Raw genomic sequence first — 22,085 nt, 5'->3', positions numbered from 1 at the left:
GGTCGTAGCGCTTGTATTCGCCAAAATACTTGGTGATCGCCGCCGTCAGCGACGTCTTGCCATGGTCGACGTGACCAATCGTGCCAATGTTCACATGAGGCTTTGTGCGCTCGAATTTACCTTTTGCCATGTGATCTCTCCATTCCTGCCAGCCCGTGCGGGCCTTGAATTAAGTTACTGGTGCAACTCGTTTCGAGTTACGCGTATTTCTTCTGGACTTCCTGGGCGACCGCGGTCGGGACCGGTTCGTAATGGTCGAACTGCATCGTGTAGGCCGCGCGGCCCTGGCTCATCGAGCGAAGGTTGTCCACGTATTTGAACATGTTGGCGAGCGGCACCATCGCGTTGATCACCACCGCGACGCCACGGGCTTCCTGGCCCTGGATCTGGCCGCGACGGCCGTTCAGGTCGCCGATAACGCTGCCGACGTAATCTTCCGGCGTCACCACTTCGACCTTCATGATCGGCTCGAGCAACTGCACGCCAAGCTTGGGGGCTGCTTCACGGAAGCAGGCGCGGCCGGCGATTTCGAAGGCCAGAACCGACGAGTCCACGTCGTGGTAGGCGCCATCGATCAGCGTCGCCTTGACGCCGATCATCGGGAAGCCGGCGAACGGGCCCGAGGTCATGACGCTGTTGATGCCCTTTTCGACGCCGGGGATGTATTCCTTCGGCACAGCGCCGCCGACGATCTTGGTTTCGAACTCGAATTCGCTGCTTTCCGGATTCGGCTCGAACAGGATCTTGACGCGGGCGAACTGGCCGGTACCGCCGGTCTGCTTCTTGTGCGTGTAGTCCTGCTCGTGCTTGCGGGTGATCGTCTCGCGATAGGCCACCTGCGGCGCGCCGACATTGGCCTCGACCTTGAACTCGCGGCGCATGCGGTCGACGATGATGTCGAGGTGAAGTTCGCCCATGCCGGAGATGATCGTCTGGCCGCTTTCCTCGTCGGTCTTGACGCGGAAGGACGGATCCTCGGCGGCCAGGCGGTGAAGGGCGAGGCCCATCTTTTCCTGGTCGTTCTTGGTCTTCGGCTCGATGGCGATCTGGATAACCGGATCGGGGAATTCCATGCGCTCGAGGATGACCGGATGCAGCGGATCACTGAGCGTGTCGCCGGTGGTGGTGTCCTTGAGACCAGCGAGGGCGACGATGTCGCCGGCAAAAGCCTCTTCGACGTCGGCGCGCGAATTAGCATGCATCTGCAACATGCGGCCGATGCGCTCTTTCTTGCCCTTCACGGTGTTGTCGACCGAGATGCCCTTGGTGAGCTTGCCCGAATAGATGCGGGCAAAGGTGAGCGAACCGACGAACGGGTCGTTCATGATCTTGAAGGCAAGCATCGACAGCGGCTCGTTGTCGTCGGCATGACGCTCGATCTCGGCGTCGGTCTTGGCGTCGACGCCCTTGATGGCCGGGACATCGGCCGGCGACGGCAGATATTCGACGACGGCGTCGAGCAGCGGCTGCACGCCCTTGTTCTTGAAGGCCGAGCCGCAGAACATCGGATAGAACTTCACCGCGATCGTGCCCTTGCGGATGAGCGCACGGATCTCGTCGTTGCTCGGCATCTTGCCTTCGAGGTAATTCTCGAGCGCCGTCTCGTCCATTTCGACGGCGGCCTCGATCATCTTCTCGCGGTATTCTTCGGCACGGGCCTTGAGGTCGGCAGGGATCTCGACGATGTCCCAGGCTGCGCCCAGCGTCTCGTCGCGCCAGACCAGCGCGTTCATCTCGACGAGGTCGACGACACCCTTGAACTCGGTCTCGGCGCCGATCGGCAGCTGCATGACGACGGCATGCGCACCGAGGCGCGAACCGATCATCTCGACCGAGCGGTAAAAGTCGGCGCCGATCTTGTCCATCTTGTTGCAGAAGATCATGCGCGGCACGCGATACTTGTCGGCCTGGCGCCAGACGGTCTCCGTCTGCGGCTCGACACCGGCATTGGCATCGAGCAGCGCGATGGCGCCGTCGAGCACGCGCAGCGAACGCTCGACCTCGATGGTGAAGTCGACGTGGCCGGGGGTGTCGATGATGTTGAAGCGATACATCTTGCCGTCGCGACCCTTCCAGAAGGTCGTGGTGGCGGCCGACGTGATGGTGATGCCGCGCTCCTGCTCCTGCTCCATCCAATCCATGGTCGCAGCGCCGTCGTGGACTTCGCCGATCTTGTGCGACTTGCCCGTGTAATAGAGGACGCGCTCGGTGGTCGTCGTCTTGCCGGCGTCGATATGCGCCATGATACCGAAATTGCGGTAGTCTTCGATTTTATATTCGCGGGCCATGGGAGGTGCCTCTTCAGTCTCGTTCGCGCTTTACCAGCGGTAGTGCGCGAAAGCGCGGTTGGCTTCTGCCATCTTGTGGGTGTCTTCACGCTTCTTGACGGCGGTGCCGCGGTTGTTGGCCGCGTCCATCAGCTCGCCGGAGAGGCGGTCGACCATGGTGGTCTCGTTGCGGTTGCGGGCGGCGGCTATCAGCCAGCGGATGGCCAATGCCTGACGGCGCTCGGGGCGCACGTCGACCGGAACCTGGTAGGTGGCGCCGCCGACGCGGCGCGAACGCACTTCCACATGCGGCGCTACATTGTCGAGCGCCTGATGGAAGACGGTGACCGGCTCCTGCTTGGTCTTGGACTGGACCTGGTCGAGCGCGCCGTAGACGATGGTCTCGGCAACCGACTTCTTGCCGTCATACATGACGGCGTTCATGAACTTGGTGACGATCAGATCGCCGAACTTCGGGTCCGGATTGATCTCACGCTTTTCTGCACTGTGACGACGGGACATTTTTTCTCTGCCTCAATTCTACGCGGTGGCCTGGATCCCGGATCGTCGCTTGACGCCGCCCGGAACGACCTCGGCTACGCTTCGGTCACTTCGGACGCTTGGCGCCGTATTTCGAACGGCGCTGCTTGCGGTTCTTCACGCCTTGCGTGTCGAGCACGCCGCGGATGATGTGGTAACGGACGCCCGGAAGATCCTTGACGCGACCGCCGCGGATCATCACCACCGAGTGCTCCTGAAGGTTGTGGCCTTCGCCGGGGATGTAACCGATCACTTCAAAACCATTGGTCAGGCGGATCTTGGCCACCTTGCGCAGCGCCGAGTTCGGCTTCTTCGGCGTCGTGGTGTAGACGCGCGTGCAGACGCCCCGCTTCTGCGGGTTCTGCTGCATGGCCGGGACCTTGTTGCGCTTCACCGGCGCAATGCGCGGTTTGCGGATCAGCTGGTTGACGGTAGGCATTAAACCCTCTTGTCTCTCAATTCCGTGTCTTGCCCGGTCAGGGCCGCTCAAAGCGTCATTTCCATACGCAAATTCGGGCCACAAACCGCGCCTCGCGGTCTTGCCCGAACAAATGGCAGAGGAAGCGGAAGCCGCTTCATGCACGCCGGAAATGTCTTTTCGCTCGTAAAACGAACCCTGTTTGAGGCAAACTCCAAAGCGTGTCGCTTCGGAAGCAAGAGCCTCACATCGGTTCTGACTGGGCGGCTTCTACTCGTATGGTCACCGTCCGTCAACCCCGGAGCGGCAAATATTGCGCTGAACCCGAGGCTTGGCAGCCATGCGAAAAACGCATGTAATTTTCTTGCGGCGTTTTTCAAGAGGAAGGCAGAATGTGACCGGCTTGCGGCTGTTTCCGGGCCGTACTTCGTGCGAAAAGGCGGCATGAATAGCCAAAACCCCCTCGCCCGGAGGTACGAACCCGTGAATGACAATGAGGAGCGCCCGGTCACCATTATTACCGGCCGGGTGTGGAAGCGCAAAGGCGGCAAGCCGGAAGGCGTGCATGTGATGCTGGTCGCGCCGGACGACGATTCGGCGGTGCGCCGCGCTCTCGAATCGCTTGCCGCGGAAGGTTATGCCGAGGCCGAGCTCGATCAGATCGGCGACCTGGACGGCGTGCCCGACGAGGAGCCGCATCTGTCCGCATATCAGGGCGCGCTCGAGGGCGAAGTGTCGATCGTAACGTTCGATGTGCCTATCTGAAGAGATCTGAATCGCGGTCGATCTCACGAGCCGGCGACAAAAGCCCGGCGACTTGCCCGGCACAAGTTCTCTGCTAAGAAGCGACCTCTGGCAAAACCAAGCACACTCAACCTGCGGAGCTCCCATGTCCTCTAATCCCATCAAGCTCGGCATCGTCGGTGTGGGGAAGATCGTCCGCGACCAGCACCTGCCGGCCTTGGCGAAGGACCAGGATTATCGCCTGGTCGCCGCAGCGAGCCGCCACGGCAAAGTCGAAGACATCCCGAATTTTCCGACGATCGAAGCGATGCTCGACGCGATGCCGGAGCTCGAGGCGGTGTCGCTGTGCATGCCGCCGCAGTTTCGCTATGACGCCGCACGCACGGCGCTGGTGGCGAAAAAGCATGTCTTCCTGGAAAAGCCGCCCGGCGCCACGGTCAGCGAGGTCGAAGACCTGAAGGCGCTGGCGGCAGCGAACGGCGTCTGCCTGTTCGCCAGCTGGCATTCACGCTATGCGCCGGCTGTCGAAGCTGCGCGTACATTCCTCGGCTCGACCACGATCAGGTCGGTCGCCATCAACTGGAAGGAAGACGTGCGCCGCTGGCATCCGAATCAGGAATGGATCTGGGCTCCCGGCGGCTTTGGCGTGTTCGATCCCGGCATCAACGCGCTGTCGATCGCCACCCACATCCTGCCGCCGATGTTCATCAGTTCGGCAGTGCTCGATTTCCCCGAAAACCGCGCAGCCCCGATCGCCGCCCATATCGCCTTCCGCACTTTGAACGGTCTGCCGGTGACGATGGAACTCGACTGGCGCCAGACCGGCCCGCAAAGCTGGGACATTCTGGCCGATACCGAGGCCGGATCGATGGTACTTTCTGGCGGCGGCTCAAAGCTGGCTGTCGATGGCCGCGTCGTTCACGAGGAGCCGGAAGCAGAGTACCCGATGCTCTACAAGCGATTCGCCGAGATCGTGCGCGCCGGCACCTCCGACGTCGACCTCGCGCCACTGCAGCACGTCGCCGATGCCTTCATGTTGGGCAAGCGCAATATGGTCGATGCGTTTTTCGATTGACACTGACGCCGGTAGGGCGACCTTGAAAGTTCCGGATCATCTTGGCTTGCGGTCCGGGAATTCTCCCGGACGAGGCGCAGAAGCAACGGGAGCCGTCCGGTGTCCTTGTTCAAGTTCGCTCATGACATCTTGAACCACCACCTCGAGATCGGCCTGCCCCCAGCCAAGCTCGGTGATTTCTCCATATCGCATGAAATTTGAACGGTCGAACCCGCCTTCAATGTCATTGTACGAAATCACGCTCCGGCCGATCAAACCTACGACCCAGATGCGATGATCACTCCCAGCAGGAGAGTGATGCAGCCATTCTTCTGGATCGATCTTGATCAGCTCCCAAAGTCTTCGCTGCCCAAAGCTCATGCGATCTCGGCCAGCGTTGATCAATTCCCAGATGGTTGCCTCGTTCAATTGACCATTCCTTCAAAAGCCCGCCGCCGGTAGCAGCTTCAGTCGACGATCGCTATTGCAAAGCCGTCATAGCCCTTGGCGCCAACAGTCTGGATCGCGGTGCCTTCCAGACGCTTGTCGCTGCCGATGAACGAGAACGCCGCGCGTGCCCCTTCGACATTGGCGTCGCGGCCATCTTCATTCACCACCGCGCCGTCACGGATGACATTGTCGCAGACGATGACGGTCCCCGGCCTCGAAAGACGCATCGCCCAGGACAGATAGTGCGGGTTGTTCGGCTTGTCGGCGTCGATGAAGATGAAGTCGAACGGCCCGGCATTCTCGGCGCCTAACGCCTCAAGCGATTGAAGCGCCGGTCCGACCCGCAGTTCCACCCGGTCCGACACCCCTGCACGTTCAAAATTCGACCGCGCGACGCTGGCGTGGTGCGGATCAAGCTCGAGCGTCACGACCTTGCCGTCCACGGGCAACGCTCGCGCCATCCAGATTGTCGAGTAGCCGCCCAACGTGCCGATTTCGAGTACCTTCTTCGCTCCCTGCATTCGCGCAAGAAGTGACAGCAGCTTGCCCTGTGCCGGCGAAACGTCGATCGGCGGCAGGCCCTGATCATGGTTGGCCGCCAGAACGGCATCGAGGGCAGCATCCGCCTCGAAAAGAGCCTCGACAATATAGTCGTCGACAGAAGCCCAGGTCTTCCTGCTCATCGTTTTCTTCTCCGATCCGATTGGGAGAGCCAAAATGCGAAAAGGGGCCACTTGGGCCCCTTTTCTATCTTCATCTTTCTTGCGCGCTTACTGTGCGGCGGAAGCCATGTCGGTCAGCATCGGCTCGGCGACCTCGACGCCGGACGCCTTGCGGCGCTCGTCGATGATCAACTCGTCGCGCGAGGTGGCGATGCGCCGGATCTGGCTCATCGTACCGCCGGTACCGGCCGGGATCAGCCGGCCGACGATGACGTTTTCCTTCAGCCCCTGCAGCATGTCGGTCTTGCCGGCAACCGCAGCTTCGGTCAGCACCCTCGTCGTCTCCTGGAAGGAGGCGGCCGAGATGAAGGACGGCGTCTGCAGCGAGGCTTTGGTGATGCCAAGCAGCACCGGCTGGCCTTCGGCCGGCTTCTTGCCTTCCTCGACCAGGCGCTCATTGACCTCTTCCAGCTCGATCACGTCGACGTGGTCGCCCGGAATGTAGGTCGAATCGCCCTGCGTGGTGATCTCGACCTTCTGCAGCATCTGGCGAACGATCACCTCGATGTGCTTGTCGTTGATCGACACGCCCTGCAGGCGGTAGACCTCCTGGATTTCGTTGACGAGGTAGGAGGCAAGCGCCTCCACGCCCTTGATCGCCAGGATGTCGTGCGGCGCCGGATTGCCGTCGAGGATATAGTCGCCCTTCTCGATGACGTCGCCGTCCTGGAGATGGAACGGCTTGCCCTTCGGGATCAGGTATTCGACCGGCTCAAGCGTCGAGTCATGCGGCTCGATGATGATACGGCGCTTGTTCTTGTAGTCGCGGCCGAAGCGGATCGTGCCATCGATCTCGGCGATGATAGCGTGATCCTTCGGACGGCGTGCCTCGAACAGTTCGGCCACACGCGGCAGACCGCCGGTGATGTCCTTGGTCTTGGCGCTTTCCATCGGAATACGCGCCAGCACGTCGCCGGGGCGAACCTGTGCGCCCGGCTCGACCGAAAGAATGGCCTCGACCGAGAGCAGGAAGCGGGCGTCGCCGCCCTTCGACAGCTTGCCGACCTTGCCCTTGGCATCCTGGACGACGATCGCCGGCTTGAGGTCGTTGCCGCGTGGCGTCGAACGCCAGTCGATGACCTCGCGCTTGGTGATGCCGGTCGATTCGTCGGCGGTTTCCTGAACGGAAATGCCATCGACCAGATCCTCGAATGCCACCCTGCCCTCGATTTCGGTGAGGATCGGGCGGGTATAAGGATCCCACTCGGCGATACGCTGGCCGCGCTTCACCTTGTCGCCATCGTCGACGAAGATGCGCGAACCGTAGGTGACGCGGTGCGTGGCGCGTTCCTTGCCGGCTTCGTCGAGGATCAGCACCGCCATGTTGCGGCCCATGACCATCAGCTGGCCGTCGGAGTTGCGCACCACGTTGCGGTTGCGGATCTCGACCTTGCCCTCGTACGAGGCTTCAAGGAACGAGGAATCCACCACCTGCGCCGTGCCGCCCATGTGGAAGGTACGCATGGTGAGCTGGGTGCCCGGCTCGCCGATCGACTGCGCCGCGATGACGCCGACAGCCTCGCCCTGGTTGACGGGCGTGCCGCGGGCCAGATCGCGTCCGTAGCAGACCGCGCAGACGCCGACCCTGACCTCGCAGGTCAGCGCCGAACGGATGCGGACCGACTGCACGCCGGCCTTTTCGATCTGTTCCACGTCACGCTCGTCCATCAGCGTTCCGGCCTTGACCAGAACCTCGCCGGTGACCGGGTGGGTGATGTCGTCGAGCGAGGTGCGGCCGAGAACGCGCTGGCCAACCGAGGCGACGACCTGACCGGCATCGACGATCGGCTGCATGGTGAGGCCCTTGTCGGTGCCGCAGTCGAGTGAGTTGACGATGCAGTCCTGCGCCACGTCGACGAGACGACGCGTCAGGTAACCCGAGTTCGCCGTCTTCAAGGCGGTGTCGGCCAGACCCTTGCGGGCGCCGTGGGTCGAGTTGAAGTACTCGAGCACGGTGAGGCCTTCCTTGAAGTTCGAGATGATCGGCGTCTCGATGATTTCACCGCTAGGCTTGGCCATCAGGCCGCGCATGCCGGCGAGCTGGCGCATCTGGGTGGGCGAGCCGCGCGCACCGGAGTGCGACATCATGTAGATCGAGTTCATCGGCTTCTGACGGCCGTTGTCCTCGAACTCGACCGCCTTGATGCGGGCCATCATTTCGTCGGCGACCTTTTCCGAGCACTTAGCCCAGGCGTCGACGACCTTGTTGTACTTCTCGCCCTGCGTGATCAGGCCGTCATTGTACTGCTGCTCGTACTCCTTGGCCAAAGCCTCGGTGTCGGACACCAGCTTGATCTTGGCGTCCGGGATCAGCATGTCGTCCTTGCCGAACGAAATGCCGGCACGGCAGGCGTGGCTGAAGCCGAGAGCCATGATGCGATCGCAGAAAATGACCGTCTCCTTCTGACCGCAATGGCGGTAGACGGTGTCAATCATCTTGGAGATGTTCTTCTTGGTCATCTCCTGGTTGGCGGTCTCGTAGGGCACGTTGTGGTTCTTCGGCAGAAGCTCGCCAATAATCATGCGGCCAGGCGTGGTGTCGTAGATCTTCGACACGACCTTGCCGTCGGCGTCGACCGTGCGGAAGCGTCCCTTGATCTTGGCGTGCAGCGTCACCGCCTTGGTCTCCAGCGCGTGCTGGAGCTCGCCCATGTCGGCAAACACCATGCCCTCGCCCGGCTCGTTCTGGTTGACGATCGAGAGATAGTAGAGACCGAGAACCATGTCCTGCGACGGCACGATGATCGGCGCGCCGGAAGCCGGGTGCAGGATGTTGTTGGTCGACATCATCAGCACGCGGGCTTCGAGCTGCGCTTCCAGCGACAGCGGCACGTGGACCGCCATCTGGTCGCCGTCGAAGTCGGCGTTGAAGGCCGTGCAGACCAGCGGGTGAAGCTGGATCGCCTTGCCTTCGATCAGGATCGGCTCGAACGCCTGGATACCGAGGCGGTGCAGCGTCGGTGCGCGGTTCAAAAGCACCGGATGCTCGCGGATGACCTCGTCGAGGATATCCCAGACCTCCGGACGCTCCTTCTCGACCAGCTTCTTCGCCTGCTTGACGGTCGAGGAGTAGCCCTTGGCGTCGAGACGGGCGTAGATGAAGGGCTTGAACAGTTCGAGCGCCATCTTCTTCGGCAGGCCGCACTGGTGCAGCTTGAGCTCCGGACCGGTGACGATGACCGAGCGGCCGGAATAGTCGACGCGCTTGCCGAGCAGGTTCTGACGGAACCGGCCCTGCTTGCCCTTCAGCATGTCGGACAGCGACTTCAGCGGACGCTTGTTGGCGCCGGTGATGACGCGGCCGCGACGGCCGTTGTCGAACAGCGCATCGACGGCTTCCTGCAGCATGCGCTTTTCATTACGCACGATGATGCCGGGCGCGCGCAGCTCGATCAGCCGCTTCAAGCGGTTGTTACGGTTGATGACGCGGCGATAGAGGTCGTTCAGATCCGACGTGGCGAAACGGCCGCCGTCCAGCGGGACAAGCGGACGCAGGTCCGGCGGGATCACCGGAACCACCTTCATGATCATCCATTCCGGACGGTTGCCGGATTCCATGAAGTTCTCGACGACCTTGAGCCGCTTCAGGTACTTCTTCTGCTAGAGCTCGGAGGTGGTCGAAGCCAGCTCCGAACGCAAATCGCCGGCGATCTTCTCGAGGTCCATGCCGGCCAGAAGGTCGTGGATCGCCTCGGCGCCGATCATGGCGGTGAACGAATCCTCGCCATACTCGTCGACGGCCATCATGTACTCTTCCTCGCTGAGCAGCTGGTGCTCCTTCAGCGCGGTGAGGCCGGGTTCGGTGACGATGTAGTTCTCGAAGTAGAGAACCCGCTCGATGTCCTTCAGCGTCATGTCGAGCAGCGTGCCGATGCGCGACGGCAGCGACTTCAGGAACCAGATGTGGGCGACCGGTGCTGCCAGCTCGATATGGCCCATGCGCTCGCGGCGGACGCGCGACAGCGTGACTTCGACGCCGCACTTCTCGCAGATGACGCCCTTGTACTTCATGCGCTTGTACTTGCCGCACAGGCACTCATAGTCCTTGATCGGACCAAAAATGCGCGCGCAGAACAGGCCGTCACGCTCCGGCTTGAAGGTGCGGTAGTTGATGGTCTCCGGCTTCTTGATCTCGCCGAACGACCAGGACAGAATCTTCTCAGGGCTGGCAAGCGAGATCCGGATGGAATCGAACACCTGCGCGGGCGCCTGGGGGTTGAAGAGATTCATGACCTCTTGGTTCATGCCGTTCTCCTTTTCGGGGTCCTCGAAAACCCCTTGCATCTAGCGCGGGCCAAACGCCCGCCGACTTGATCGGCCATCGGCCGAAGAATTTGGGTGCGCCCCGGTCGCGAGAGCCCTCTCCCGCGACCGAGCGTCTTGCTTATTCGGCCGCGTCGGGCAGCCGGATCGGGTTGTCGTCGAGCTTGGTGTTCTCCAGCTCGACATTGAGGCCGAGAGACCGCATTTCCTTGACGAGAACGTTGAAGCTCTCGGGGATGCCGGCCTCGAAGGTGTCGTCGCCTCTGACGATCGCCTCGTAGACCTTGGTGCGGCCGGCGACGTCGTCCGACTTCACCGTCAGCATCTCCTGCAGCGTGTAGGCGGCGCCGTACGCTTCGAGCGCCCAGACCTCCATCTCGCCGAAGCGCTGGCCACCGAACTGCGCCTTGCCGCCCAGCGGCTGCTGGGTAACGAGCGAGTACGGACCGATCGAACGCGCGTGGATCTTGTCGTCCACAAGGTGGTGAAGCTTGAGCATATATATGTAGCCCATCGTCACTTTGCGATCGAACGGTTCGCCGGTGCGTCCGTCATAGAGCTGCGACTGACCGCTGGTATGCAGGCCCGCCTGCTCCAGCATGATGTTGATGTCGGCCTCGTGCGCGCCGTCGAACACCGGTGTCGCGATTGAGACGCCGCGGCGCATCTGCTCGCTGAGGCGAACGATGCTCTCGTCGTCGTATTCGCGGACCGGCTCGTTGCGGTCGTTGGCCGGCATGAAGCTCTCGAGCGTCTTGCGCAGCGGCTTGATGTCGCCCGCCGTCTTGTACGCGTCGATCAGATCGCCGATCTTCCTGCCCATTCCGGCGCAGGCCCAGCCCAGATGCGTTTCCAGGATCTGGCCGACATTCATGCGCGACGGCACACCCAGCGGGTTGAGCACGATATCGGCATGCGTGCCGTCCTCGAGGAAAGGCATGTCCTCGACCGGAACGATCCGCGACACGACACCCTTGTTGCCGTGCCGGCCGGCCATCTTGTCGCCGGGCTGCATCTTGCGCTTCACGGCCACGAAGACCTTGACCATCTTCATGACGCCCGGAGGCATTTCGTCGCCGCGCTGCACCTTCTCGACCTTGTCCATGAAGCGCTGCTCGAGCGCCTTCTTGGAATCGTCGTACTGGCCACGCAGGGCTTCCAGTTCGCTCTGGAGCTTTTCGTTCTCCACGGCAAACTGCCACCACTGCGAACGCGGATACTCGTCGAGCGTGTCCTTCGACAGCTTCGAGCCCTTCTTGAAGCCCTTCGGCCCGGCAATCGCTTCCTTGCCGACGAGAACGTCGGAAAGACGCGAATAGACGTTGCGGTCCAGGATCGCCTGCTCGTCGTCGCGGTCCTTGGCGAGGCGTTCGATCTCCTCACGCTCGATCGCCATGGCGCGCTCGTCCTTCTCGACGCCGTGGCGGTTGAAGACACGCACTTCGACGACGGTGCCGAAGGTTCCCGGAGGCATGCGCATCGAGGTGTCGCGCACGTCCGAGGCCTTTTCACCGAAGATGGCGCGCAGCAGCTTTTCTTCCGGCGTCATCGGGCTTTCGCCCTTCGGCGTGATCTTGCCGACCAGGATGTCGCCCGGCTGCACTTCCGCACCGATGTAGACGATGCCGGCCTCATCGAGGTTCTTCAGCGCTTCTTCCGAGACGTTCGGGATGTCGCGCGTGATCTCCTCCGGGCCGAGCTTGGTGTCGCGGGCCATGACTTCGAACTCCTCGATGTGGATCGAGGTGAAGACGTCGTCGGCGACGATGCGCTCGGACAAGAGGATGGAATCCTCGTAGTTGTAGCCGTTCCACGGCATGAACGCGACCAGCACGTTGCGGCCGAGGGCCAGATCGCCGAGCTCGGTCGACGGGCCGTCGGCAATGATGTCGCCCTTGTTGACCCGGTCGCCCATGCGCACCAGCGGACGCTGGTTGATGCAGGTGTTCTGGTTCGAACGCTGGAACTTCATCAGCCGGTAGATGTCGACGCCGGACTTGCCGGGATCGAGATCTTCCGTGGCGCGGATGACGATACGCGTCGCGTCCACCTGGTCGACGATGCCGCCGCGGCGGGCGCCGATGGCGGCGCCCGAGTCACGGGCGACGATCGGCTCCATGCCGGTGCCGACGAACGGCGCTTCGGCGCGCACCAGCGGCACGGCCTGACGCTGCATGTTCGAGCCCATCAGCGCACGGTTGGCGTCGTCGTTCTCGAGGAACGGGATCAGGGCCGCGGCCACCGACACCATCTGCTTCGGCGACACGTCCATCAGATCGACGTTTTCGCGCGGCGCCATCATCACTTCGCCGGCGTTACGGCAAATGACGAATTCGTCGACGAAATGACCATTCTTGTCGAGCTCGGCATTGGCCTGCGCGACGTGGTGCTTGGCCTCTTCCATTGCCGAGAGGTAAACGACCTCATTGGTCAGCTTGCCGTTGACGATCTTGCGGTACGGGCTCTCGATGAAGCCGTATTTGTTGACGCGCGCGAAGGTCGCAAGCGAGTTGATCAGGCCGATATTCGGGCCTTCCGGCGTCTCGATCGGGCAGATGCGGCCGTAATGCGTCGGGTGCACGTCGCGCACTTCGAAACCGGCACGCTCGCGGGTCAGACCGCCCGGTCCAAGCGCCGAAAGACGGCGCTTGTGGGTGATCTCCGACAACGGGTTGGTCTGATCCATGAACTGCGACAGCTGCGAGGAACCGAAGAACTCGCGCACGGCGGCGGCTGCCGGCTTGGCGTTGATCAGGTCCTGCGGCATCACCGTGTCGATCTCGATCGAGGACATGCGTTCCTTGATCGCGCGCTCCATACGCAGCAGGCCGACGCGGTATTGGTTCTCCATCAGCTCGCCAACCGAGCGCACGCGGCGATTGCCGAGATTGTCGATATCGTCGATTTCGCCCTTGCCGTCGCGCAGTTCGACCAGCGTCTTGACCACGGCCAGGATGTCGTCCTTGCGCAGCACACGCACGGTATCCTCGGCCTTGAGCTCGAGGCGCATGTTCATCTTGACGCGGCCGACGGCCGACAGATCATAGCGCTCGCTGTCGAAGAACAGCGAGTTGAACATGGCTTCGGCGGTTTCGAGCGTCGGCGGCTCGCCGGGGCGCATCACGCGGTAGATATCGAACAATGCGTCCTGGCGGCTCTCGTTCTTGTCGACGTTGAGCGTGTTGCGGATATACGCGCCGACATTGACGTGGTCGATGTCGAGGACCTTGATCTCGTCCTCGCCGGTGCCGAGCAGCACTTTCAGCGTCTTTTCGTCGATCTCGTCGCCGGCTTCGAGGAAGATCTCGCCGGTCGCGTAGTTGACGATATCCTCGGCAAGATAGTTGCCGAGCAGATCCTCGTCGGTCGCCTTGATCGCCTTGAGACCCTTCTCGCCAAGCGCCCTGGCCTGGCGGGCGGTGATCTTCTTGCCGGCCTCGACGACGACTTCGCCGGTGTCGGCATCGACCAGGTCACCAACGGCCTTGAGGCCGCGGAAACGCTCGACGTTGAACGGGATGCGCCAGTGGTCGCCGGCGCGCTTGTAGATGATCTTGTTGTAGAAGGTCGACAGGATCTCTTCGCCGTCCATGCCGAGCGCCATCAGCAGCGACGTCACCGGAATCTTGCGGCGGCGATCGATGCGGGCATGCACGACGTCCTTGCTATCGAACTCGATGTCGAGCCACGAACCGCGATAGGGAATGACCCGCGCGGCAAACAGAAGCTTGCCGGACGAGTGCGACTTGCCCTTGTCATGGTCGAAGAAGACGCCTGGCGAACGGTGCATCTGCGAGACGATGACGCGCTCGGTGCCGTTGACGATGAAGGTGCCGTTCAACGTCATGAGCGGCATGTCGCCCATGTAGACGTCCTGCTCCTTGATGTCCTTGATCGACTTCGCGCCGGTATCCTCGTCGATATCGAACACGATGAGGCGCAGCGTCACCTTGAGCGGCGCCGCATAGGTCAGGTCGCGCTGACGGCATTCGTCAACGTCGAATTTCGGTCCCTCGAACTCATATTTCACGAATTCCAGCATCGAGGAGCCGGAAAAATCTGAAATCGGGAAGACCGACTTGAAAACTGCCTGCAGCCCCTCGTCAGGACGCCCACCCTTGGGCTCCTCCACCATCAGGAACTGGTCATAGGATGCCTTCTGAACCTCGATCAGGTTCGGCATCTCCGCAACTTCCGGGATCTTTCCGAAAAACTTGCGTACGCGTCTGCGGCCATTGAAAGTCTGGGTCTGGGCCATCGTCGCTCCTTAGCTCAATTCTCGGGACGAACCTCGCCGCGGCTCGCCTTGCATCTGGGGCCACCTTGGTGGCCCTGTCTTGTTGCCCGCCGCCTGTCGGCGGCTTCTTGTCTCTTCACCCGCCGCCAATTGGCGGTGGGCCAGAAACGGGAGAAAACCCGTTTCCTGAAGGCCGGTTTGCGGCCCTCAGGAAAGAGGTTTTCGCACTCTTCGCGTTACGCAGCCTCCCTTCGACGCGAAAGGAGTGGCGGGCGGCGCGCCGCCCGCCGCCGGGACTCAACGCTTACTTCAGTTCAACCTTGGCGCCGGCTGCTTCCAGCTGGGCCTTGAACTTGTCCGCGTCGGCCTTGGAAACGGCTTCCTTGACCGGCTTCGGAGCCGCCTCGACCAGGTCCTTGGCTTCCTTGAGGCCAAGACCGGTGATGGCGCGAACTTCCTTGATGACGTTGATCTTCTGAGCGCCTGCCTCGGTGAGGACGACGTCGAATTCCGTCTTTTCCTCGACCGGAGCAGCAGCAGCCGCAGCACCGCCGGCAGCGGCAACCGCCACCGGAGCAGCGGCGGAAACGCCCCACTTTTCTTCAAGAAGTTTCGACAGCTCGGCCGCCTCGAGGACGGTCAGCTTCGAAAGGTCGTCTACGATCTTTGCCAGATCAGCCATTGCAATGTTCCTTCATAAGGTTCGAACGTGTGTTTGTGATAGCGAGGAACGGCCTCATGCCGCCTCGTCCTTCCGGGCGTAAGCGCCGATGACGCGCGCGACCGAAGCCGCAGGCGCATTGACGATCTGGGCGATCCGGGTTGCCGGCGTGGCGATCATGCCAACCAGTCTGGCGCGCAGCTCATCGAGCGACGGAAGTGTGGCGAGTGCCTTCACACCGTCGGCATTGAGCGAGGTGGTGCCCATTGCGCCGCCGAGAATGACGAGCTTGTCATTTCCCTTGGCGAAATCGGACGCGACCTTCGGCGCCGCAATCGGATCCTCCGAATAGGCGATCAGCGTCTGTCCCTTGAACAGCTCGATGATCGATGCGGAGTCCGTGCCCTGAAGAGCGATTTTGGCGAGACGGTTCTTCGCGACTTTGACGGTGCCACCGGCGGCGCGCATTTTCGACCGAAGGTCGTTCAGTTGCGCGACGGTGATACCGGCGTAGTGGGCCACGACGACTGAACCAGCGCTTGAAAACGCATCATTCAGGCCCGTGACGAGTTCGCGTTTTTCCGCTCTGTCCACTGCCTATCTCCAGTTGACCCCTGCCCTCTACGAAGGACAGGCGTCGGGTTGCCTTTTGCCGGCCGGGCCATCCAGTAACGGATCTCCCGAACGACGCTCGAGGATCCTGCCCCCTTTCGCCACACCTGCCGGCAAGCCGGACGGTGCGCAGACAAAAGGCAAACACGGTTCGAACCTTTCATTGGAGCTTGTGGCTCCTTTGTCCGGTCTTCACCCGTCTCATGCAGGCCCACATGAATTAAGGCCCACATCACCTAAGGCTTGGGGGCCGCCTGCAATCTCGGACAGGATGTCCGGAAGCCTTTCGACTTCCGGCACCGGGCCGCCGACATGTCGGAGGCCCGGAATTCTTTCACGGATCAGCGTTTTAGCGGCCGATCCAATTGTTCGTATCAGGACGCTGCGAGCGTCGAGACGTCGAGCTTGAGGCCCGGGCCCATCGTCGAGGTGACCGACACCTTCTTGACGTAGTTGCCCTTGGCACCAGCCGGCTTTGCCCTGGTCACCGCATCAGCGAAGGCGCGGACGTTTTCTTCCAGAGCCTTGACGTCGAACGAGACCTTGCCAACGCCGGCATGAACGATGCCGGCCTTCTCGACGCGGAACTCGACGGCGCCGCCCTTCGATGCCTTGACGGCGGCGGTAACGTCGGTGGTGACGGTGCCGACCTTCGGGTTCGGCATCATGCCGCGCGGACCGAGCACCTTGCCGAGACGGCCGACCAGCGGCATCATGTCCGGCGTGGCGATGCAGCGGTCGAAGTCGATCGTGCCCTTCTGGACGATGTCGACCAGATCCTCGGCTCCGACGATGTCGGCGCCGGCGGCCTTGGCCTCCTCGGCCTTGTCACCACGCGCGAAGACGGCGACGCGAACGCTGCGGCCGGTGCCGTTCGGCAGGTTGACCACGCCGCGGACCATCTGGTCGGCATGGCGGGGGTCGACGCCCAGGTTCATCGCGACTTCGATCGTCTCGTCGAACTTCACCGAGGAGCGATCCTTGAGCAGCTTCAGCGCCTCACCCAAAGCGTAAGCCTTGTTGGGATCGATGCCTTCGCGGGTCTTCGATACACGCTTTGCCATCTTTGCCATGATCTCAGCCCACCACTTCCAGACCCATCGAGCGGGCGGAGCCCTCGACCATGCGCATGGCCGCCTCGACGTCGTTTGCGTTCAGATCCTTCATCTTCTGCTCGGCGATGGCGCGCACCTTGTCGCGGCCGATCGTGCCGGCCTTGACCTTGCCCGGCTCCTTCGAGCCCGACTTCAGGTTCGCGGCCTTCTTCAGGAAGTAGCTCACCGGCGGCGTCTTCATGACGAAGGTGAACGACTTGTCCTGGTAGTAGGTGATGACGACCGGAACCGGCGAGCCCTTTTCCATTTCCTGGGTCTGCGCGTTGAACGCCTTGCAGAACTCCATGATGTTGATGCCACGCTGACCAAGCGCCGGGCCGATCGGGGGCGACGGCGTGGCCGATCCCGCGGAAACCTGGAGCTTGAGCTGGCCTGCAATCTTCTTAGCCATCTCTCTTCCTGCCTTTTCTCATGCCGGTCTTGCCGGCGGTTGCAGTCTGGTGGTGCGGTCCGCGCGGCCGGCTAAAGCCGCATTCGCCTCCCACCCATTTTTTGGCCGCGCGATCTCCGCGCCGCCTTCCCTGCCGCCGAAACCGGTGCAGGGATTTCGGATCAGCCCTTCTCGACCTGTCCGAATTCCAGATCGACTGGCACAGCGCGCCCGAAGATCGAAACTTCCACCTTGAGCCGCGCCCGCTCCTCGTCCACTTCCTGGACGAAACCGTTGAAGGACGCGAATGGTCCATCCGAAACGCGGATCGCTTCGCCGATCTCGAACGTCACCGACGGCTTCGGCCGCTCGACGCCTTCCTGAACCTGGTTCAGGATACGCTGGGCCTCGGCTTCGGTGATCGGCACCGGCTTGGAGTCGCCCAGGAAACCGGTGACCTTCGGCGTGTTCTTGACGAGCGAGAACACGGCGTCGGTCAGATTGGCCTTCAGCAGCACATAGCCCGGAAAGAACTTGCGCTCGGCATCGACCTTGCGGCCGCGGCGGATCTCGACGACCTTCTCGGTCGGCACCACGATCTGCTCGATGTCGGCGGACAGGCCCTTCTGCTTGGCCTTGTTCTCGATGTCCTCGGCGACCTTCTTTTCAAAGTTCGAGTAGGCGTGGACGATGTACCACCGCGCGGTCATTTCAAGACTTCTCCGTAATCGCCGGACTTACTGTCCGAGGCCGAGGATTTTTTCGACCGCAAAGCCCATGGCCACGTCTGCGGTAAAGAAAAAGATCATCGCGATGACCGCGAACACAAGGACCATCACCGTCGAGATCATCGTTTCGCGCCGCGACGGCCAAGTGACCTTGGCGGTCTCCGCGCGAACCTGCTGGAGAAAGGTGAAGGGATTTGTGGTTTTCGAAGCCATATGCCGCTCTGTCTGCAAGACCCGTTGGCCGGGTCTCCTGGATGATCCCGCTGGCCGGGACGTGCCGCTTGAGCGTGCGTTCGCGCCGAATCAGCGCAATCATTTCGCCCATGCAAATCAGACGCGTAAAGCCGGCTTCCCAGCTCCACGCGTCGCGTGTCTGTTTCGTCTACATAAAACCGATTCTTGATCCACGCAAGTGGCAAGTGTCCGCTTTATGGCCAAACGCCGCCTCGGAACCATCCAGTCGTCCCGTCCCGGCTATGCGGCCCTTATGCCGCGACTTATGCTATATGGCAAGTCACAAGCCGATTTTCAAAGGCTGCACTGCAAAAGAATCGTTTTAGGCATCCATTCAAAGAATGGCACGGGCAGCAGGGCTCGAACCTACGACCTGCGGTTTTGGAGACCGCCGCTCTACCAACTGAGCTATGCCCGTATGCGCATGTCGGCGCAGCAGGCGCTTCCTAAAAGCTTCCGCGCGCTCTGTAAAGAGCGACGTGCGCTGCCCGGCCTTCATCTTCGAAAGTCCAGGCGTCCTCCCGGCCATTTCCCGTCGATCCGTCGATTGCTGACGATCAAGCCGACCCAGGGACGCGTTATTCGTGGGTCGGTCAGATTGATATATTTTCCCACCAACCCTTTAGCACCCTCGCGCCGCGCATCGATGAGCCCCTTGCGCACGCCACCATGCCAATCGAACAGCAGGTAAACTCTCTCTCCCGCCGCCTCACCTCGCCCCGGCCAGACTTCCATTTATCCTTGCTATCGCCTGGAATCGTGGGGTCGGCACCGCCGTTCCATCGGCTGGACCAGCTGCCTTCGATGGTGTCGTTGCGGTCGCTGTCGCTTTCGGTGCCCCAGGCTGCGGCATTTTCATCGCTTGCAGTTCCCTCCAGTTTCACGCCGGCGGCGAACGCCGACACCTCCTCGTCGTTGGGAGTGGGGACATCCATGACGCCGAACGGGTTTCGGGTTCCGCGGTTGCCGTCAGAATTTTCTTTGCTTTCCGATCCCATCGCAAACCTCCGGTTTTCAAGGCGGCGCTGCCAGTCGACGACGGCCTCAAGCCGTAGCCTGGAGGACCGAAGCCTGCATAGCCACCCGTTTTCCTGGGTTTTCGACCGATTCGCGCCCGGTCAGTTTCCCGAAGGCGGCTTGTAGGGGCCGCCCGGCACCCCCCAACCCCAGGCCGGCATTGGTTCCGTCTCGGGGTCGCAGGTCGGGCCCTTGTTGGAGTTCATCTTGGCCAGCCGCGATCCCCATTCGACATAGGCCATGAAGGCCGAGCGGAATTCAGGATCGTCAGGCAACCCGATCTCGTCGGCGGCGTCGGCGAGAAGATTGATCCAGCGCTGGCGCTGCTCCTCGGTCAGATGCTTGCCGAGATGATGCATCACCATCTCGCGATGGCCGCCGTGCTTTTCGCTGTAGGTTTTCGGTCCACCAAAAACTTCGCCGATGAAGGCCGCGACGTGAGCGGGATGATCCGGCGACATATGTTTGAACACCGGCCCGACGATGGGGTCCCGGGAGACGTTGTCGTAGAAGGTCTGGGTCAGACGGTTCAGCGCTTCGGTGCCGCCGGCCCATTCGAACAATGTTGGGACATCCTGGCTCATTCGCGATCCCTCCCGCTGGTCTTCAACCGCGCTGGACGATAGCGGAAATATCGAGCGCCACTCAACCTGCCTCGATGGCCAGTCGGCCGCGGCTATCATGCCTGTCTTACGATTTTACCGGCCTATGATTTCACGGGCGTGCTGGCCTGAGCCTTGGCGCCCGAGGCTTCGCGGCAGTTCTCCGGCCGTGGCTCCGATCTGCAGATGCCGGGGCCTGTCAATTCGTCTGCCGATTGATGCCCGGTTGTCAGCCCGTATTTCAGCATCCTGTCGAGTTCGAGCTGCCGTTCGACTGAATACAGCTGAATTGCGGTAAACAGACCGGGGCCGATGGCCATGTCCTCGAGATAGGCCTTGACCTTTTGCTCCTGCCCTACCGAATGCACGCTCAATTGCGCACGCGGGCCGACCAGGCGTTTGACACCGCCGGCGAGCATGATCGGACAGGCCGAGCCGCAACCGCCGCCGGCATCGACCGTGAGCCCGTTGTAGACGCCGTCTTCGGCCGTGCAGTCGGCCTGCCGCGGCTCGCAGCCAATGAAATCCGTCCGCGCCACGGCGACGTCGAGCTTGCGTTCGCGGATCAGCCTTCCGGCCGCCAAAGCACCGAGCACGTCGCCACCCGGCGAGTTGATGACGATGGGCAGGCGCCGGTCGCCGACGCTATCAAGCAGTTGGCGCAATTTTTCGGGCGTGTCAGCGGTAATTGCGCCTTCGGCCGAGATCCATTCCGGGCAGTTGGGATTGCACAGCGGGTTGCTGCCGCGGACGAGGACGAAGCGCATGTCAGCGACCTCCTTCGCCGGCGGGGTTTCGAGCCCTAAAGGTGCAGGCTCGGCGCTCGCCACCACTTGGCCGGCCGGCTTCGCAATATTCGCCGGCGCCGGCACTTCCCTGCAACTCGACGGCAACGGATCGGATCTGCATAGCGTTGGCGCGATCAGCAAGTCGACGGCATCCAGGCTGGTGACGAGATTCATTTGCAGCATGTCGTAGGGAACCAGTTGCTGGATGCTGCTGGCCGGCGTGCTTTTCATGGTCTCGAGCACGCCCAGGCCGACGCCCATCTCCTTCAGATAGGCCGCCAGCTTCCGCTCCAGCGGCTTATTCATCTCGTAGGTCTTGTAGCTGCCGGCGTTCTTCCGGCTGACGACCCTGGTGCTGAGTATCTTCTTCTTGCCTTTCACCATGCGGTAGGTGGTGCGGTACAGCAATTTCGTCCGGATATAGGTCGTGGTGATCTGATGGACGCCGAGAAAGGCCCGTTCCCCGACCACGCGCCGGATGCCACCGGAAAACATCAATGGACAGGCGGAATTGCAGATGGCGCCGTTGGCATAGGCATTGCCGAAATAACGGGCGCCCTTGCCGTCGTTCTCCTTGCAGTTCTTCACATCTGGCAGACAGCCGACGAAGCGGGTTTTGCCGACGGCGATATCGAGCTTGTTCTTGCGGATCAGGCGACCAAGTGTCAGCGCCGCTTCGACATTGCCGCCGGGGGAATCGACGACGATCGGCAGCTTTCGGCCGCCAAGCGCCTTCAGCGTGCGTTTGAACAGGGCCGGCGTGCCGGCTTCTATCGAGCCTTCCGCCGATATCCATTCCGGGCAGGTCGGCTCGCAGCCCGGCGCGCTGCTGCGGACGACGACGAACCGCATCGTCGGGCCGAGATCCGGCGTGGATTTTTCCGACGTGGATTTCTTTGCATTCGCTGCGAAGGCAGCGTGGCCCATGACAAGCAACGACACCAGGCAGATCAGCCCTAGCGACCACCATGCCTGACTATGCAAACGGCGCCATGGAACCATTCGGGCAGCCCCCTCGATGCAACCTATACTAGTTATGGCTGAGGCGCTTGCAACAGGATTTGAAGCAATGCGGTTAATCCATTGCCAGAATATCAGAATCGAAAAGGGCGGCCCGAAGACCGCCCCTTTGCATCCGATCTCAACCGGCAGCGCCGGCGATTACTCTTTGATGGTGACGACGATGCCGGCACCGACGGTGCGGCCGCCTTCACGGATGGCGAAGCGCAGCTTCTCTTCCATGGCGATCGGCACGATCAGCTC

At 61.9% G+C, this 22,085-nt stretch carries 19 protein-coding genes, 1 tRNA gene and 1 pseudogene; 2 read left to right on the top strand and 19 right to left on the bottom strand.

The genetic code is table 11. The features are described 5' to 3' along the window. The 4 genes from NKH13_RS33850 to rpsL form a co-directional block, all read right to left on the bottom strand. A partial coding sequence (locus tag NKH13_RS33850) for a GTP-binding protein (RefSeq protein WP_245513479.1) occupies positions 1-130 on the bottom strand: 130 nt, incomplete at its 3' end. Positions 131-197: 67 nt separating this feature from the next. Then, positions 198-2,288, bottom strand: coding sequence for an elongation factor G (gene fusA / locus NKH13_RS33845; protein WP_254817148.1), 2,091 nt, complete (start codon positions 2,286-2,288; stop codon positions 198-200). 30 nt (positions 2,289-2,318) lie between these two features. After that, positions 2,319-2,789 (bottom strand): 30S ribosomal protein S7, encoded by a 471-nt coding sequence (rpsG, locus tag NKH13_RS33840; RefSeq protein ID WP_008875664.1) that lies wholly within the window; start codon positions 2,787-2,789, stop codon positions 2,319-2,321. 85 nt (positions 2,790-2,874) lie between these two features. Continuing rightward, positions 2,875-3,246 (bottom strand): 30S ribosomal protein S12, encoded by a 372-nt coding sequence (rpsL, locus tag NKH13_RS33835; RefSeq protein ID WP_006333356.1) that lies wholly within the window; start codon positions 3,244-3,246, stop codon positions 2,875-2,877. A gap of 462 nt (positions 3,247-3,708) precedes the next feature. Between rpsL and NKH13_RS33830 the strand changes: the two genes are divergently transcribed. Further along, positions 3,709-3,990, top strand: coding sequence for a transcriptional regulator (locus tag NKH13_RS33830; protein WP_254817147.1), 282 nt, complete (start codon positions 3,709-3,711; stop codon positions 3,988-3,990). A 124-nt stretch (positions 3,991-4,114) separates the two neighbouring features. Then, complete coding sequence (locus NKH13_RS33825) at positions 4,115-5,044, top strand: Gfo/Idh/MocA family protein (RefSeq protein ID WP_352722010.1); 930 nt, start codon at positions 4,115-4,117, stop codon at positions 5,042-5,044. A gap of 36 nt (positions 5,045-5,080) precedes the next feature. On the opposite strand, the gene NKH13_RS33820 is transcribed toward NKH13_RS33825, so the two are convergent. The 15 genes and pseudogenes from NKH13_RS33820 to NKH13_RS33750 all read right to left on the bottom strand — a co-directional run. After that, positions 5,081-5,452: a hypothetical protein gene (locus tag NKH13_RS33820; RefSeq protein ID WP_352722009.1), complete on the bottom strand. Its 372-nt coding sequence runs from the start codon at positions 5,450-5,452 to the stop codon at positions 5,081-5,083. A gap of 38 nt (positions 5,453-5,490) precedes the next feature. Next, positions 5,491-6,156, bottom strand: coding sequence for an O-methyltransferase (locus tag NKH13_RS33815; RefSeq protein ID WP_352722008.1), 666 nt, complete (start codon positions 6,154-6,156; stop codon positions 5,491-5,493). An 87-nt stretch (positions 6,157-6,243) separates the two neighbouring features. Beyond that, positions 6,244-10,440: pseudogene (gene rpoC, locus NKH13_RS33810) on the bottom strand (DNA-directed RNA polymerase subunit beta'). A 139-nt stretch (positions 10,441-10,579) separates the two neighbouring features. Further along, on the bottom strand, positions 10,580-14,716 hold the full coding sequence (rpoB, locus tag NKH13_RS33805) for a DNA-directed RNA polymerase subunit beta (protein WP_292662592.1): 4,137 nt from the start codon (positions 14,714-14,716) through the stop codon (positions 10,580-10,582). Between the two features lie 283 nt (positions 14,717-14,999). Next, positions 15,000-15,377, bottom strand: coding sequence for a 50S ribosomal protein L7/L12 (rplL, locus tag NKH13_RS33800; protein ID WP_023680442.1), 378 nt, complete (start codon positions 15,375-15,377; stop codon positions 15,000-15,002). A gap of 54 nt (positions 15,378-15,431) precedes the next feature. Beyond that, positions 15,432-15,950: a 50S ribosomal protein L10 gene (gene rplJ / locus NKH13_RS33795; RefSeq protein WP_352722174.1), complete on the bottom strand. Its 519-nt coding sequence runs from the start codon at positions 15,948-15,950 to the stop codon at positions 15,432-15,434. A 392-nt stretch (positions 15,951-16,342) separates the two neighbouring features. Further along, positions 16,343-17,041, bottom strand: coding sequence for a 50S ribosomal protein L1 (gene rplA / locus NKH13_RS33790; protein WP_352917161.1), 699 nt, complete (start codon positions 17,039-17,041; stop codon positions 16,343-16,345). 4 nt (positions 17,042-17,045) lie between these two features. Next, complete coding sequence (gene rplK, locus NKH13_RS33785; RefSeq protein WP_023680440.1) at positions 17,046-17,474, bottom strand: 50S ribosomal protein L11; 429 nt, start codon at positions 17,472-17,474, stop codon at positions 17,046-17,048. A gap of 161 nt (positions 17,475-17,635) precedes the next feature. Beyond that, positions 17,636-18,163: a transcription termination/antitermination protein NusG gene (gene nusG / locus NKH13_RS33780; protein WP_006333333.1), complete on the bottom strand. Its 528-nt coding sequence runs from the start codon at positions 18,161-18,163 to the stop codon at positions 17,636-17,638. 27 nt (positions 18,164-18,190) lie between these two features. After that, positions 18,191-18,394 carry a preprotein translocase subunit SecE gene (gene secE, locus NKH13_RS33775; protein ID WP_023680439.1) on the bottom strand — a complete coding sequence of 68 codons (204 nt, stop codon included), beginning with the start codon at positions 18,392-18,394 and terminating at the stop codon, positions 18,191-18,193. 363 nt (positions 18,395-18,757) lie between these two features. After that, a tRNA-Trp gene (locus NKH13_RS33770) sits at positions 18,758-18,833 on the bottom strand. A 175-nt stretch (positions 18,834-19,008) separates the two neighbouring features. Then, positions 19,009-19,413 carry a hypothetical protein gene (locus NKH13_RS33765; protein WP_352722172.1) on the bottom strand — a complete coding sequence of 135 codons (405 nt, stop codon included), beginning with the start codon at positions 19,411-19,413 and terminating at the stop codon, positions 19,009-19,011. A 120-nt stretch (positions 19,414-19,533) separates the two neighbouring features. Then, positions 19,534-20,016 (bottom strand): group II truncated hemoglobin, encoded by a 483-nt coding sequence (locus NKH13_RS33760; RefSeq protein ID WP_352722171.1) that lies wholly within the window; start codon positions 20,014-20,016, stop codon positions 19,534-19,536. A gap of 122 nt (positions 20,017-20,138) precedes the next feature. Then, positions 20,139-21,824, bottom strand: a complete 1,686-nt coding sequence (locus tag NKH13_RS33755; RefSeq protein WP_352722169.1) for a COG3904 family protein — start codon at positions 21,822-21,824, stop codon at positions 20,139-20,141. Between the two features lie 159 nt (positions 21,825-21,983). Beyond that, on the bottom strand, positions 21,984-22,085 hold a 102-nt coding region (locus NKH13_RS33750; protein WP_152536282.1), incomplete at its 5' end, for an EF-Tu C-terminal domain-related protein.

It is taken from the genome of Mesorhizobium sp. M1348, assembly GCF_040317925.1.
Taxonomy (GTDB): Bacteria; Pseudomonadota; Alphaproteobacteria; order Rhizobiales; family Rhizobiaceae; genus Mesorhizobium.
Note: the sequence above shows the minus strand (reverse complement) of the source record. Positions and strands in the feature narration are given on the sequence as shown.

Bases quoted from the DNA above. Each gene is read 5' to 3' on its own strand.
- fusA (WP_254817148.1), bottom strand. From the start codon at position 2,288: ATGGCCCGCGAATATAAAATCGAAGACTACCGCAATTTCGGTATCATG.
- secE (WP_023680439.1), bottom strand. From the start codon at position 18,394: ATGGCTTCGAAAACCACAAATCCCTTCACCTTTCTCCAGCAGGTTCGC.
- rpsG (WP_008875664.1), bottom strand. From the start codon at position 2,789: ATGTCCCGTCGTCACAGTGCAGAAAAGCGTGAGATCAATCCGGACCCG.
- rpsL (WP_006333356.1), bottom strand. From the start codon at position 3,246: ATGCCTACCGTCAACCAGCTGATCCGCAAACCGCGCATTGCGCCGGTG.
- rplL (WP_023680442.1), bottom strand. From the start codon at position 15,377: ATGGCTGATCTGGCAAAGATCGTAGACGACCTTTCGAAGCTGACCGTC.
- nusG (WP_006333333.1), bottom strand. From the start codon at position 18,163: ATGACCGCGCGGTGGTACATCGTCCACGCCTACTCGAACTTTGAAAAG.
- NKH13_RS33815 (WP_352722008.1), bottom strand. From the start codon at position 6,156: ATGAGCAGGAAGACCTGGGCTTCTGTCGACGACTATATTGTCGAGGCT.
- NKH13_RS33765 (WP_352722172.1), bottom strand. From the start codon at position 19,413: ATGGGATCGGAAAGCAAAGAAAATTCTGACGGCAACCGCGGAACCCGA.
- NKH13_RS33755 (WP_352722169.1), bottom strand. From the start codon at position 21,824: ATGGTTCCATGGCGCCGTTTGCATAGTCAGGCATGGTGGTCGCTAGGG.
- NKH13_RS33760 (WP_352722171.1), bottom strand. From the start codon at position 20,016: ATGAGCCAGGATGTCCCAACATTGTTCGAATGGGCCGGCGGCACCGAA.
- rplK (WP_023680440.1), bottom strand. From the start codon at position 17,474: ATGGCTAAGAAGATTGCAGGCCAGCTCAAGCTCCAGGTTTCCGCGGGA.
- rpoB (WP_292662592.1), bottom strand. From the start codon at position 14,716: ATGGCCCAGACCCAGACTTTCAATGGCCGCAGACGCGTACGCAAGTTT.
- NKH13_RS33825 (WP_352722010.1), top strand. From the start codon at position 4,115: ATGTCCTCTAATCCCATCAAGCTCGGCATCGTCGGTGTGGGGAAGATC.
- rplA (WP_352917161.1), bottom strand. From the start codon at position 17,041: ATGGCAAAGATGGCAAAGCGTGTATCGAAGACCCGCGAAGGCATCGAT.